Genomic DNA, 14,404 nt, shown 5'->3' with positions numbered 1-14,404 from the left:
GGGTGTCTCTCGTTGTAAAGGTGTTAATTAATTAAACGGCTTAATTCGGTGATATGTCGCAACTCTAGCGTTGCTAGTTGCTTAATTGGCTGACCAACATCATAAGTCGATACCCATGCGGTTTGACAGCCAAATTGGGCAGCGCCAATAATATCGTTAATGCCACAGTCACCAACATGTAAAAGTTCAATAGGCTTAATTAATAATTGCTGACAAGTTTTTGCAAACATATCGGCAGAAGGCTTTTGTTTATTACCTTGGCCTGCATGATAAATATAGGAAAAATATTGTGCCAGATTAATCGCCCTTGTATCTACATTTCCATTAGAAATCGCGATTAAAGGCCATTTCTTTCCTAGTTTTGATAATAGTTCATGTACAGCGTCAGGCACAACAAAGTTGCTACGTTGTTCAACAAAGTATTGAAGCGCCTGCTGCGCCATCGTTTCTGCCTGCGCTTTATCAAAACCTAGCGCCATTAAGCCTAAACGATAACTCACTAGCCTTAACTCGCCAACATCATGTATTAGCTCGGCATTATCTAATAACGCTTGCTGACGAAAGCGAAACCAATACTGATAGCCATACTGGCCATCAGGTAGCAATTCAGCGAAGTATTGCTGCATTTTTTCATCAGTCGCTAACATCACTGGAGCGTTATGATACAACGTATCATCAAGGTCAAAACTAATGGCCTTAAAAGGCAATAAACGACGGTTATAACGCATTAACTTGCCTGGAGTTGCACCAATAATTTAGCCACTAACTTCCTAAATTGGTTCAATAGTAAGGTATCCATTCTTGGCTCAAAGTGATCCGCATCTTGAGAACTGATGGCAATGAAGCCTATCACTTTTTCGTGATGCTCTAATTTAATCATGACAACCGAGCCTTCACAGGCTTGATCAAAAACCATTTGCTGTTCACGCTGTTGAATACGACCAAAATAATAATCTTCTGCCTGTAATCTATTATCCAAAATTTCCTGACAATCTTGCTCTATAAGACAATCATGCTCAAAACTATAAGGTGCTACAAGCCATACCTTTAATGACTTTAAAGATAATAATTCAGTCGTTGCTTGGCGCAAACAATTTAATAACTCTGCTGCGGTTTCACAATCGAGTAAGCGTAGATATAAATCACTGTATAAAGAAAATAGTTGTTCATTTTGATTCGCTACTGACATCAAATGAGTAATTTCTTCTTCTAACGTTTGTACTTTTGTGCGTAATGCCAACTGTTGACGTTCAACGAGTGAAATAGCGCCTCGGTGAGGATCTGATAAACGTAGTTGAGCGACTAAATCTGGCTGTCGATTAAAAAAGTCTGGGTTATCTTGTAAATAGGTCACAATTAACTCATCGGTTAATTGTATATCGACATCTGGTACCACTAAGTTTTCTGTTGAGTTTTCAGCAGTAATTGAGGTTTCATGTTTACTCATATATGAATTTGTCCATCGAAAACATGCACCGCTGGTCCTGTCATTTTTACAGGACTACCGGGGCCTTTCCAGTATATTTTTAATTTGCCACCAGGTAATTGCACGGTGACTTGTTTGGCGAGTTTTTTCTGAATTTGCCCAACAACAACAGCAGCACATGCGCCACTGCCGCAAGCTAATGTTTCTGCGGATCCTCGCTCAAAAACGCGTAATTTAATGAATTCAGGAGAAACAATCTCCATAAACCCTACATTTGCTCCTTGAGGGAAGCGATCATGAGTTGCCAAGCGCGCGCCTAAGTACTCAACTGGCGCTTTCGAAACATCGTCAACAGTTAGCACGCAATGCGGGTTACCCATTGACGCAGCACCACAAAGCACCGTTTCTTCGTCACTTCGTAAGATGTAAGTACCTTCTGCTTTTTGAGCAGTAAAAGGTATTTTACTCGGCTCTAATTGCGGAACTGGCATATTGACAGTCACGTTACCATCACGTTCTATAAAAAGCGTCATTTTACCTGAGTGCGTAGATACACGAATTTTATTACGCCCGGTTAGCCCTTTCATTTTAACAAAACGGGCAAAGCATCTGGCTCCATTCCCACATTGGCTAACCTCACTACCATCAGCATTAAAAATGCGATAATGAAAATCTAAATCAGGATCGTATGGCGGCTCGACAATCAGTAGTTGGTCAAAGCCAATACCAAAGTTTCGATCAGCGAGCATTTTGATTTGCTCATTAGGTAAATACACATTTTGTGTCACGTTATCGAGCACTAAAAAATCATTACCCAACCCATGCATTTTTGAAAAATTTACTAACATCTAGCTCTCTTAAGGAAGCAAGGCTTCTCCCTGCCATAAACTTGCTAATGACTCGCGCTGCCTGATAACAAATGCTTTGTCACCATCTACCATCACTTCCGCGGCTCTTGGTCGACTATTATAATTTGAACTCATGGTAAAGCCATAGGCACCTGACGATCGAACGGCAAGTAAATCACCCGCTTCAATAGCCAATGCTCTATCTTTACCGAGAAAATCCCCCGTTTCACACACTGGGCCAACTACATCATAATTTTTTTTCGGAACGTTATTGTGCTTTATCACGGGTATGATTGCTTGCCAAGCTTGATATAACGCAGGACGAATAAGGTCATTCATTGCACCATCAACAATCGCAAAATGTCTATCTTGATTGGTTTTTAAAAACTCAACTTCAGTCACTAAAATGCCAGCATTGGCCATAATTGCACGGCCGGGCTCATAAATAAGTGTAATATCTCTGTTAGAAAGTTTTTCTGCAATAGCTTCTGCATATTGTTGAGGATGAGGCGGTTGCTCATCTTGGTAGCACACACCTAGGCCACCACCGACATCAATATGAGAAAGTGTTATACCCTGCTCAGCCAAGCTATCAACTAAAACCAACACGCGATCAAGGGCATCTAAAAACGGGGCTATTTCGGTAAGCTGAGAACCAATATGACTATCTATACCTTTCACATTGATGTGAGACAAAGTAGCTGCGTGTGCATAAATACGGTAGGCATCATCAATACTTACGCCAAATTTATTCTCTTTCAACCCTGTAGAAATATAGGGATGCGTGCCGGCATCAACGTCAGGATTCACCCGCAAAGAAATAGGTGCGATTTTATTCATTGATTGTGCGACTTGCTGTATACGCGCAAGCTCAGCTTCTGATTCAACATTAAAACAATAAATGCCTTTTTCTAAAGCGTAGGCTATTTCATCCGCTTTTTTACCAACACCCGAAAAAACCACTTTAGCAGGATCACCGCCGGCTTCTAACACGCGTGCTAACTCGCCTTTTGAAACAATATCAAAGCCTGATCCTAATCGCGCTAAAATATTCAGCACCGCGATATTACTATTGGCTTTTACCGCATAGCAGACCAAATGCTTTCGACCCGCCGCAGCGTTATCAAAGGCATGCCAATGACGTTCAATGGTTGCCCTAGAATAGACAAATAAAGGTGTGCCGTAGTTTTTCGCTAATTCAGCAACGGCACAATCTTCGGCATATAACTGCGCCGAGCGACGATTAAAAAAATCCACTATTGTTGTTCCTGTTTTTCTACCGGTTGCTCAATAACAGTATTAGACTGTGTTTTTTTCTCGTTTGATTCTTGGTATAAAGGACCAGGCATTCCACAGCCGGAAAACAACACTATTGAGAGTAAGCCACCGAAAATAATTGAATTTTGTTTACGCATTTTTGATTAATTCGATTTTTTTCCCATGATAGACGTTTTATAATCTCATGACCATCAATTACCAACGAATCGAAGACTAATTTTTTCGATTCAATAAAAGGACCACTCAATGAACGATACACAGTACAATTTAATGGCAGACGACCTATTACTGACACTTGAAGAAGCGATAGAAGACTGCGGTATTGATATCGATTATGAAGGTGTTGGTGGTATGCTAACGTTAACCTTCAAAAATGCCAGTAAAATCATCATTAATAAGCAAGCGCCATTGCATGAAATTTGGGTTGCTACCAAATTTAACGGTCATCATTTTCACTATGACAATGAACAATGGATCGACAAACGCGGTGGTGGTGAATTTTGGCAATTTATCTCAGACGCTGTAACTAAACAAGCAGACGCACACGTGACTTTAAGCGCACAATAATTAGGATCCCGCATGACACAACCTATCATTCGTATCGCCACACGAAAAAGTGCTTTAGCACTTTGGCAAGCAGAGTATGTAAAAGCTCAACTTGAACATTTTCATCAAAACATTACTGTTGAACTTGTACCTATGACGACAAAAGGTGATATTATTTTAGATACGCCCTTAGCGAAAGTTGGCGGTAAAGGATTATTTATCAAAGAGTTAGAAGTGGCAATTTTAGAAAACAAAGCGGATATTGCCGTTCACTCAATGAAAGACGTGCCCGTTGAGTTTCCTGAGGGGCTAGGTCTGGAAGTTATTTGTCCGCGTGAAGATCCTCGCGATGCGTTCGTTTCAAATACTGTCAATAGCGTTGAAGAATTACCACAAGGTGCTGTTGTAGGTACGTCAAGTTTACGCCGTGAAAGCCAATTACGAGCGATGCGTCCTGATCTCGTTATTCGAAGCTTACGTGGCAATGTTAACACCCGTCTTGCTAAACTCGATGCTGGAGAGTTTGACGCTATCGTATTAGCCTCAGCAGGTCTAATTCGATTAAAAATGTTAGACCGCATTCGTCAATACATTGCGCCAGAAGTCATGTTACCCGCCAATGGTCAAGGTGCTGTAGGCATTGAATGTAGAACAGACGATGAACACGTTAAGGCATTATTGGCGCCTTTAGAATGCGCAGAAACACGTACTAGAGTGTTAGCCGAACGTGCAATGAATGCTAAATTAGAGGGTGGTTGTCAGGTCCCTATTGGGAGCTACGCGACACTTGAAGGTTCAACAATTTATTTACGCGGATTGGTCGGCGCGGTAGACGGCAGTAAAATCATCAGTGATGAAGTTACCGGACAAGCCGACCAAGCCGAATCATTAGGCAATACTTTAGCCGAGAAATTACTCGCGCAAGGTGCTGACAACATTTTAAAACAGGTATATGAACAGTAACCTGTATGTGCTAAATACCCGCCCTGAACCCGCCTGTTGGCAATTACAACAGGCGCTTAATTCAGCGGGTATCAATAATTTATGTCAGCCATTACTTGAATATCAAGATAAAGGTGATGGCACGCAGCTTGAGTCGTTAATCAACACGTTTCAACCCAATATTGTTATTTTTATTAGCCAAGCAGCGGTTGAGTCTGCACATAATAGCTATGCGTTATCTCATTGGCTGATGCAAGTTACCTCTATTATTGCCGTAGGTGAAAAAACTCAACAATGTCTGAAAAACCTCGGTTACCAAGCAATATGTCCAACACAACACAACAGTGAAGGTATGCTAGCATTACCTGAACTTGCAGCAGAAAAGGTTGTGAATCAACATGTATTAATTATACGCGGGGACGGCGGTAGAGAACATTTAGCACAATCATTAATTAAGCGTGGGGCTAACGTAGATTATTTTGAAAGTTATCAACGAAATTGGCTTAATATTGCCGCAGAACAAGACAAAGTCTGGAAAAATAAGCAAATTAACGCTATGGTCATCACTAGTGAATCACAATTAATACGCATGGTTGATGTTCTCAAACCAATGGATGATTATTGGACGCAGCATTGCACGTATATTGTGCCCAGTAAACGCGTAGCAAATACAGCTAGTGCATTAGGCTTACGCAATATATTGATCAGTAACGGCGCCAGTGATAACGCCATTGTGACAACATTAAAAGGCATGGAATAACCCTATGACTGACTCATCATCTTCTGATAAAAATACGCCTGACAGCACACTTAAAAGCACTGAGCAACCTACTAAAAAAAACGCTCACGTTAATAAACCTACGGATTCGCCAAGCAATCCCGTTAGAACTAGTGCACGTACTTCCTTGGCTTCCCCTAAGCAGCCTATTTCAAAAACAGCACTTGTCTCACTTTTATTGTCTTTATTCACCATTGCAGGTGTAGCAGCCTTATTTTATTGGCATCAACAACATGCATCTGAGCAAAAAACGGCAATAAACACGCAAATACAACAAAACAACGAGCAGTTTGGCCAACAAGTCACACAGCTTCTGCGTCAACAGCAGGTTGATTCTCAGCAGCAGCTTACCAGCGCATTAGCAGAAATAACGGCACAACACGACGCCCGTATTGCACAATTAAATGCTCAGATCTCTCGATTAGAACAATCATCACCAGAAGATTGGCTTTTACATGAAGCAAACTATTTAATTCGTATTGCGAGTAGAACTATCTGGTTTGAGCGAGATACGCAAGCAGCAATTAACTTACTAAAAGACGCCGATGAACGCCTAAAAGCGTTAGATTCTGCTGAGTTCTTATCGATTAGACAATTAATCAGAGCCGATATTGAAGCGTTAAAACTGGTGCCTGAATTAACCACAGAAGAAGTAACATTAACGTTAATGGCCTTAGAGGAGCAAATTGCACAATTACCCTTAGCAATGGCTGACATTCCGGAGCCAATTGAAAGCGAAGAAGACTTAACGCTTTCAAACAACACTGCTGATTGGCGTGAAAATCTAGCCAAAACTTGGCAACGTTTTAAACAAGATTTTATCACTATTAGACGACGTAGTGGCCAAGTAGAGCCGCTAATGTCACCTGCTCATCAACAAAACTTGAAAGAAAATTTATCGCTGACTTTACAACAAGCTCAATGGGCAGCAAGTAAAGAAAATAACACGCTATATTTGGCATCGTTAAATAAAGCACAATCGTGGTTACTCACATACTTTGACACCAATGAATCAAAAACAATAAAATTTAATCAAGCGTTACAGGTGCTTAAAAATGAAACCATCGAATTTGAGCTGCCAAGTAGTTTGCAATCACTAGAAGCAATTAAGCAACACATGAGTGAACCTGAGCTTGAAACGCTTCCTCAGCCACAAACACCTCTAAACTCACCTACACAACAAAAGGAACAGCAAAACGATATTAGCGAACAACACGGAGACGTTATATGAAACGCCTTATTTTAGCGCTTATTTTATTTTTTGCTGCAGTTGCACTCAGCCCTGTTCTTATAGGTGAAAAAGGGTACATTTTAGTTGCCATGGGCGACTACACTATTGAATCAACGGTTGTTACCGCCCTAATTGCTATCATAATTTTATTTATTAGCTTATTGATTACTCTGAAGTTATTGCGCGGCGGCTTATCATTAAGCTTTTCTGCTTGGCATAAAATTAGATTTTCTGGTCAACGACGGGCGTTACGCAACTTTCAAAAAGGCATTGCCGCTTACGTATTAGGCGATAATAAACAGGCTGAACATTTATTAGTTAAATCTGCTGATAGCATCCCTTTTACCGAAACTGCCTACTTAATGGCTGCAAATGCAGCTAACTTACAAGGATTACCGGACAACACAAAACATTATTTACAGCAAATAAATGGCGATCAACTCGACGTTAAAGAAACAGGATTAGAGTCAGTCTTAATCACGATAAAATTATTGTTAAACCATCAAGAATTTTCCAGCGCAAGAACACTTATCGACAAATATCATAAATTTATTGGTCACGATGACCGTTTATTGGCATTGGAACTCGATTTAAGCTTGATCGAACAACGCTTTTTTTACGTGGTTGAACAATTAAATAAAGCACAAAAAAGTAAACACTTTACACAGCAGCAAATAAACAGTTGGCAACAAGCTGCATTTTCAGGGGCTTTTCATCAAAAAATTACCAAAGAAAACCAGCAGGCATTAAATAATTATTGGAATAACTTACCTCGTAAGGTTAAACAAGAAGAAACTGTTTTACTTGCCTATTGCCAAGTATTAGCTGCAAATCGCATCAATAAACCACTGACCGACATATTATTACCAACCGTTAAAAAGGGCGCGAATGATAAGTTCATTTATGCGATAAGGCAGTTACCGCTAACGCAAGTAGATGCATTAATTCAAGCGGTGCAAAAACATTTACACCATGATGCGAAAAACGCAAAATGGTTAACAGCACTCGCTCATTTATCAGCAATGGATCAACAGTGGGAAATGGCTGAAAAAGCCTTTAATGCCCGCCTACACCTTGAACAACCAGTAGATACACTCGATCTCACGACTTTCGCTCACGTATTAGAACAGCTTAATAGACCTGAACAAGCGATATCAGCATTAAAAAAAGCAATTTCTATTTCTGATGTTGATAACACTTTAAAAATAAGTGGTTAGGGTCTGTTGTTCTTTCGAGATTAAGTTTTGTTCGAACTAAACGCTTTTTGTTCAAGGCGTGAGCAATGACGCATGGTTACTCCATGTAAAGTGCGAACAACGATGAAGAAAGAGCGTTTAGCTGAACCCAGAGAGCAGCGTTTTTTGTCATTTATACGTCGTTATTGTTTTTTCATGTGGAAAAACCACATATTCATCGCAATGCCTTGTCTAAATACCAATAAACGGCTGCAAAAATACACGCGAAAGATCAACAGATCCTAATATCGCACTAACCACAGCAAGGAACAACAAACGTAATATTGACCACTTCAATACTTTTAACAGCAATATTCCCGCAACAACCCAAGCAAAGTCAGTTGCCGAATTCACTGCACTAACAAAGAGTGGTTGATAAAGCGCACTGATGAGCAATCCAACCACTGCCGCATTAATCGCGATAATAGCGCCTGCAACTTTTTTATGTGTCGCAAGACGTTGCCAATTAGGTAAAAAAGCAGCCATTAATAAAAAGCCTGGTAAAAAAATAGCAAGAGTGGCTGTTAATGCTCCGAGCATGGGTGCAGATGAAATTTCTATAGCACCTAAGAAACTTGCAAAGGTAAACATTGGCCCAGGCACACCTTGAGCGGCAGCATAACCAGCCATAAAAATATCATTTTGTACCACGTCATTAGTCGCCGTTTGTAATAACGGCAAAACCACATGACCACCACCAAAAACTAAACTTCCCACTTGAAAGTAGCGAGTAAACAATGACAATATGGGTTGTGTGTATGTCAACAAGCTCAGTAAAAATACCGCAATAAATACTATCAACCAGTAATAATTTTTTGGTCGGCTGTTATCGATTAACTCTGCTTTACTCAACGATTCTGATGATAAGTATCGCGCCCCAATCAATGCAAATAGCGTCAAAATCAGTAAATGATTCATCGGAATAGGAAAAAGCAGTAAACTTATCGCTGTGATCAAACAAATAGTCTGGGTTGCTTTGGATTTACAAAACTGAGTAAACATGGTGTACACAGCATCAGTCACCACCACCACAGCAAGTAATTTAAAGGCAGTAATTAAGGTGACTAAATAAGGATGCTCACTATAGTTAGAATAGGTCGTTGCAAATAACCACATCAGTAAGAAAGAAGGCAAGGTAAAAGCAAGAAACGCCAAAATAGCGCCAATAATACCTCCTCGCTGATAACCAATAGCAAAACACACTTGGCTTGAACCTGGCCCAGGTAATATTTGTGATAAGGCAACGATATTGCTATAGGCTTGTTCAGTTAACCATTTTTTTTCATCAACAAATGTGCGATGAAAGTAACCAATATGAGCAATTGGCCCACCAAAAGACATACAACCAAGTATTAGAAAAGAGTTAAATATTTGCCACAATGTTTAAACACCCCAAAAACATAAACGTTTTATTATACTTTTGTTCTATGACATGAGCATGACAACAGTAAAAGAGAGCCTTATTTAATAACAGCAATTATGCTGCCATTAAATAAGACTCTCGGCCTTGGTACTTAACTTTACGGCTAAAAGATCCTTTACCTTTTTTAGCTTTGACTACTTGTATTTTAAACGCTTTTGAAGTTACCAGCGCCGCTAAATAATTATGCTTAATTTCACCTCGACCATGCTCAGTGGTATGATTTTTATTATCTTTTTTACTCATCAGTTTTCCTCTTTGGTTAATGATGGCTATTATAAAAATATCAAGCATAAAAAAGATACATTTTTTTAATACATGACATCACCAATCATCACCATTAAACCGAAAGCTAAATGCCATGGGTTATTTATCACCTTAACAAGCTTACTTGCACTGCTCATTATTACTCTAATCAGCCAGTTTTATTGGCAGCAAGCTAGGTTTGTCTTAATGTTCTTGATACTGGCTAGTATCGCAGGCGTTACTTTAGGTGTATTAAAGTTATTAGAGCCTAAAACCAGCTTTTATTTGTCGCCACAATACTTGAAATTTCAACATAGAAAGGGCTACTGGCAGCTTGAATGGCAGCAAATATTGGCAATACGGCCGCTAACTAATGATCGTGGCATAGTACTAGATGAATTGAATTATATCGGCTTAGCAATTGATAACATCGATACTTTTAAAGACAGAATATCAGTTAGACTTGCTAATCATTTGATCCATGAACAACGACCGTTAGTCACTTACTGTGTCGCTAATGAGTTAATTAAACCTGAACAGGCTGTGATTAACTTCGAACCCTACAAATGTAATAATGGCGAACAAATAAAAGGGCCAATTGCTGGCTTTTTACATCAATGTCAGACATTAAAACAAGCCCTTGGGGCACATTTATTCATTACTGATGGTAATATTGATCGCTCACTCACCGAATTTGCAGCATTACTCAGAGACTGTAAAACAAGCAGTGAACATTACATAAAAAAAGCCCGCTAAAGGGCTTTATCTGTCACTAACAAAAATTTATATATACGCAAATGCATCGGCAAACATATGATTGATATTAGCACCATTGGCGACGAAATCAGTTCGCACCACACCCACCATATCAAATCGTCCGGCAACATAAATGTCATAATCTGCTAAATTTTTAATATCACTCATGACAACTTTATGCACCATACCTGTTCTCCCCGACCAATCATCATGCGGCGTTTCTATAACAGGTATAAATTTACCGCGTGCTAAGCCTTCAACAGTATTTGCTGTTTGCTCAAGCTCATAACAAGCGCTTGGTTCTCTAAGGCCCCAATATACTAAAACTTCACGTTGGCTGTCAGTATCAGCAAGATATTCAAACATAGATTTAATATAAGAAAAACCTGTGCCGCCCGCTAACAAAATAATGGGTCGATCACTACTTTGACGCAGCTCTGCACCGCCTAATGGTATTTCAACCAATACATTGTCATGTGCTTTAATACGCTCAATCACTTGCATGGGATAACTATCAGCACCAAAGGCACCTATTTGCAATTCGATTAGTTCGTTATTTGGTGAACTTGCAATTGAAAACGGGCGCTTATCATTTTCATCCATGATGAAATTTAAATATTGCCCGGGCAGAAAGTCGACCTTTTGCTCAGGTCGCAATAACACTTTATATACATGCTCAGTCAATGAGGTAATTGACTCAACGTTACACTGTACTTGCTTCATTTGTTAACCTTTATCGAACGTAACTATTACTGTTCATTACGTTGTTTGTCTATTTCTTCGATGCCTAGTTCACACCAAATTTCATCTACTGCGGTTTTAATCGTTTCATCCATAACGATGGGTACACCCCATTCTCGGTCTGTTTCACCTTGCCATTTGTTCGTTGCATCCATGCCCATCTTAGAGCCTAAGCCTGAAACAGGTGAGGCAAAATCTAAGTAATCGATTGGTGTATTTTCTATCAAGGTTGTATCACGAGCAGGATCCATACGCGTTGTCATCGCCCAGATAACATCCTTCCAATCTCGAGCATTTACATCATCGTCACAGACAATAACAAACTTGGTGTACATAAACTGTCGTAAGAATGACCATACCCCCATCATCACGCGTTTCGCATGACCTGGGTATTGCTTTTTCATCGTAACAACGGCTAATCGATACGAACAACCTTCAGGCGGCAAATAAAAGTCAACAATTTCTGGAAATTGTTTTTGTAATATCGGCACAAAAACTTCGTTTAAAGCAACACCTAAAATTGCCGGTTCATCTGGTGGCCTACCTGTATAGGTGCTGTGATAAATGGGTGATTTACGCTGAGTAATATGCGTAACGGTAAATAAGGGGAAGTCATCAACTTCATTATAGTAACCAGTATGATCGCCATATGGCCCTTCTGGTGCCATTTCTTCTGGGTCAATGTAGCCTTCAAGGACAATTTCTGCCGAAGCAGGCACTTCTAAATCGTTACTAATACAGCTAACAACTTCAGTTTTACTTCCACGTAATAGCCCGGCAAATGCATACTCAGACAAACTATCTGGAACTGGCGTTACAGCACCTAAAATAGTAGCAGGATCAGCACCTAAAGCCACAGATACTGGAAATTTTTCCCCAGGATTTGTTTGTTTCCATTCTAGGAAATCTAATGCGCCGCCTCTGTGTGATAACCAACGCATGATCACTTTATTTTTACCCAGTAATTGCTGACGATAAATGCCTAAATTCTGTCGTGATTTATGCGGGCCTTTGGTAACGGTTAAACCCCAAGTAATGAGAGGGGCAACATCACCTGGCCAGCATTTTTGAATAGGTAGCTTAGTTAAATCGACATCATCACCCGCTATTACGATTTCTTGACAGGGGGCTTTTTTCACCACCTTAGCCGGCATGTTCAAAACTTGTTTATATACAGGTATTTTTGCTAAAGCATCTTTAAAGCCTTTTGGTGGTTCAGGCTCTTTTAACATCGCAAGTAGTTTACCTACATCACGCAACGCAGCAACATCTTGTTGACCCATTGCTAATGCAACCCGTTCTGGGGTACCAAAAAGATTGGTAAGTACGGGAATTTCATAACCTTCAGGATTTTCAAATAACAATGCAGGGCCGCCTGCTCTTAGCGTGCGGTCACTTATTTCTGTCATCATCAAATCAGTTGAAATCGGCATACTGATCCGTTTTAACTGACCTAATTTTTCAAGCTGGTTAATAAAGTCTCGTAAGTCGCTATATTTCATTGGCTACTTTTTCGTTGCACGTTTAATATTTGAAAGCGCGAATACTACACTATTGTTGGCTATTTGTCGTTTTAAACCACAACAAATTATTCAATAGTAAAACTATTAGGCATAAAAAACGCCAGTAATACTGGCGTTTTTTATGTAAACAGGAAATGTTTTATTTACGTTTCATCGAGTCAAAAAACTCGTCATTCGTTTTTGTCATGGCCAGCTTATCTATCATAAACTCCATGGCATCAATTTCACCCATTTCATGCACTATTTTGCGTAATATCCACATTTTTTGCAGTTCATCAGGCTTAGTCAGTAACTCTTCACGACGTGTACCACTACGATTAAAATGAATAGCAGGGAATACACGCTTCTCCGCAATTTTACGAGAAAGGTGTAATTCCATATTACCCGTACCTTTAAACTCCTCGTAAATCACTTCATCCATTTTAGAGCCTGTTTCAATTAACGCTGTAGCGATAATGGTTAAGCTACCACCTTCTTCGATATTTCGTGCTGCACCAAAGAAACGTTTCGGACGGTGTAGGGCATTAGCATCAACACCACCAGTTAAAATTTTACCTGATGAAGGGATAACAGTGTTATAAGCACGCGCTAAACGGGTAATGGAATCAAGCAGAATGACCACGTCTTTTTTGTGTTCAACTAAACGCTTAGCTTTTTCAATCACCATTTCTGCCACTTGTACATGGCGGTTGGCTGGCTCGTCAAAGGTTGATGCAACAACTTCGCCTTTCACAAGGCGTTGCATTTCTGTTACTTCTTCCGGGCGCTCGTCAATCAATAGCACCATAAGCTCAGCTTCTGGGTGATTATAAGCAATACTTTGCGCTATGTTTTGCAGTAATAGCGTTTTACCCGCTTTTGGCGGCGCAACAATCAAACCACGTTGGCCTTTACCAATAGGTGAGGCTAAATCAAGCACTCGCGCCGTAATATCTTCAGTTGAGCCATTACCACGTTCCATGGTGATGCGCTGATTTGGATGAATCGGCGTTAAATTTTCAAATAAGATTTTATTACGTGAATTCTCTGGGCGGTCAAAGTTGACTTCTGTGACCTTTAATAATGCAAAGTAACGTTCACCTTTTTTAGGTGCGCGTATTTTACCTGCAATGGTATCACCGGTACGCATACTAAAGCGTCGAATTTGGCTCGGAGAAACGTAAATATCATCTGGGCCAGCTAAATATGATGAATCAGCTGAACGTAAAAAGCCAAAGCCATCTTGTAGTATTTCTAAAACACCACCACCAAAAATGTCATTGTCATTTTCAGCATGCTTTTTGAGTATTGCAAAAATAATATCTTGTTTACGTGTTCTAGCAAGGTCTTCTAACTGCATTGATTCAGCTAGTTTAACCAATTCATTGACGGATTTTTCTTTAAGTTCGGTAAGATTCATATTGAAGTTCTTAGGCTGTTTAACGGTTTATGTTG

General features: G+C 39.9%; 16 protein-coding genes. 6 read left to right on the top strand and 10 right to left on the bottom strand.

The annotated features are described in order from the left end of the window. Positions 1-23 precede the first annotated feature (23 nt). From BI291_RS05430 to BI291_RS18410, 5 genes are read right to left on the bottom strand one after another with little or no spacing between them, the layout of a single operon-like run. On the bottom strand, positions 24-728 hold the full coding sequence (locus BI291_RS05430; protein ID WP_074496802.1) for an HAD-IA family hydrolase: 705 nt from the start codon (positions 726-728) through the stop codon (positions 24-26). Beyond that, positions 728-1,447 carry a DUF484 family protein gene (locus BI291_RS05425; RefSeq protein WP_083601913.1) on the bottom strand — a complete coding sequence of 240 codons (720 nt, stop codon included), beginning with the start codon at positions 1,445-1,447 and terminating at the stop codon, positions 728-730. Before BI291_RS05425 ends, BI291_RS05430 begins: the two co-directional genes overlap by 1 nt. After that, a complete protein-coding gene (dapF, locus tag BI291_RS05420; protein ID WP_074496800.1) occupies positions 1,444-2,274 on the bottom strand; it encodes a diaminopimelate epimerase in 831 nt (276 codons plus the stop codon). Before dapF ends, BI291_RS05425 begins: the two co-directional genes overlap by 4 nt. Positions 2,275-2,283: 9 nt before the next feature. Then, positions 2,284-3,531 (bottom strand): diaminopimelate decarboxylase, encoded by a 1,248-nt coding sequence (gene lysA / locus BI291_RS05415; RefSeq protein ID WP_074496797.1) that lies wholly within the window; start codon positions 3,529-3,531, stop codon positions 2,284-2,286. Next, positions 3,531-3,689, bottom strand: a complete 159-nt coding sequence (locus BI291_RS18410; RefSeq protein ID WP_175573077.1) for a hypothetical protein — start codon at positions 3,687-3,689, stop codon at positions 3,531-3,533. The genes lysA and BI291_RS18410 overlap by 1 nt, the downstream gene beginning before the upstream one ends. A gap of 109 nt (positions 3,690-3,798) precedes the next feature. Between BI291_RS18410 and cyaY the strand changes: the two genes are divergently transcribed. The 5 genes from cyaY to BI291_RS05390 are packed head-to-tail and all read left to right on the top strand — an operon-like array spanning position 3,799 to position 8,266. Further along, a complete protein-coding gene (gene cyaY, locus BI291_RS05410; RefSeq protein WP_074496794.1) occupies positions 3,799-4,119 on the top strand; it encodes an iron donor protein CyaY in 321 nt (106 codons plus the stop codon). 12 nt (positions 4,120-4,131) lie between these two features. Next, positions 4,132-5,061, top strand: a complete 930-nt coding sequence (gene hemC, locus BI291_RS05405; protein ID WP_074496791.1) for a hydroxymethylbilane synthase — start codon at positions 4,132-4,134, stop codon at positions 5,059-5,061. Then, a complete protein-coding gene (locus BI291_RS05400; RefSeq protein WP_083601912.1) occupies positions 5,051-5,800 on the top strand; it encodes a uroporphyrinogen-III synthase in 750 nt (249 codons plus the stop codon). The genes hemC and BI291_RS05400 overlap by 11 nt, the downstream gene beginning before the upstream one ends. Positions 5,801-5,804: 4 nt before the next feature. Beyond that, complete coding sequence (locus BI291_RS05395) at positions 5,805-7,049, top strand: uroporphyrinogen-III C-methyltransferase (RefSeq protein WP_074496789.1); 1,245 nt, start codon at positions 5,805-5,807, stop codon at positions 7,047-7,049. Continuing rightward, a complete protein-coding gene (locus BI291_RS05390) occupies positions 7,046-8,266 on the top strand; it encodes a heme biosynthesis HemY N-terminal domain-containing protein (protein WP_074496787.1) in 1,221 nt (406 codons plus the stop codon). The genes BI291_RS05395 and BI291_RS05390 overlap by 4 nt, the downstream gene beginning before the upstream one ends. A 210-nt stretch (positions 8,267-8,476) precedes the next feature. Here the strand turns inward: BI291_RS05390 and chrA are convergent, their stop codons facing one another. Together chrA and arfA are read right to left on the bottom strand one after the other, a co-directional pair. Continuing rightward, the gene (chrA, locus tag BI291_RS05385) at positions 8,477-9,664 is read right to left on the bottom strand and encodes a chromate efflux transporter (RefSeq protein ID WP_074496785.1); all 1,188 of its coding nucleotides are present in this window, start codon (positions 9,662-9,664) and stop codon (positions 8,477-8,479) included. A gap of 97 nt (positions 9,665-9,761) precedes the next feature. Next, the gene (arfA, locus tag BI291_RS05380; protein ID WP_074496782.1) at positions 9,762-9,950 is read right to left on the bottom strand and encodes an alternative ribosome rescue factor ArfA; all 189 of its coding nucleotides are present in this window, start codon (positions 9,948-9,950) and stop codon (positions 9,762-9,764) included. A gap of 72 nt (positions 9,951-10,022) precedes the next feature. On the opposite strand from arfA, the gene BI291_RS05375 reads away from it, so the two are divergent. Continuing rightward, positions 10,023-10,706 (top strand): DUF2982 domain-containing protein, encoded by a 684-nt coding sequence (locus BI291_RS05375; protein ID WP_074496780.1) that lies wholly within the window; start codon positions 10,023-10,025, stop codon positions 10,704-10,706. A gap of 27 nt (positions 10,707-10,733) precedes the next feature. Here the strand turns inward: BI291_RS05375 and fre are convergent, their stop codons facing one another. The 3 genes from fre to rho form a co-directional block, all read right to left on the bottom strand. Further along, entirely contained in the window at positions 10,734-11,429 is a 696-nt protein-coding gene (fre, locus tag BI291_RS05370) for an NAD(P)H-flavin reductase (protein WP_074496777.1), read from the bottom strand. 26 nt (positions 11,430-11,455) lie between these two features. Continuing rightward, a complete protein-coding gene (ubiD, locus tag BI291_RS05365; protein WP_074496775.1) occupies positions 11,456-12,949 on the bottom strand; it encodes a 4-hydroxy-3-polyprenylbenzoate decarboxylase in 1,494 nt (497 codons plus the stop codon). Between the two features lie 160 nt (positions 12,950-13,109). Beyond that, positions 13,110-14,369 carry a transcription termination factor Rho gene (gene rho, locus BI291_RS05360; protein WP_074496772.1) on the bottom strand — a complete coding sequence of 420 codons (1,260 nt, stop codon included), beginning with the start codon at positions 14,367-14,369 and terminating at the stop codon, positions 13,110-13,112. Positions 14,370-14,404: the final 35 nt, after the last annotated feature.

The organism is Thalassotalea sp. PP2-459 (assembly GCF_001913705.1).
In the GTDB taxonomy this organism is placed as follows: domain Bacteria; phylum Pseudomonadota; class Gammaproteobacteria; order Enterobacterales; family Alteromonadaceae; genus Thalassotalea_C; species Thalassotalea_C hakodatensis.
The sequence above is the reverse complement of the archived record's forward strand: the minus strand, read 5'-3'. Positions and strand labels throughout refer to the sequence as shown.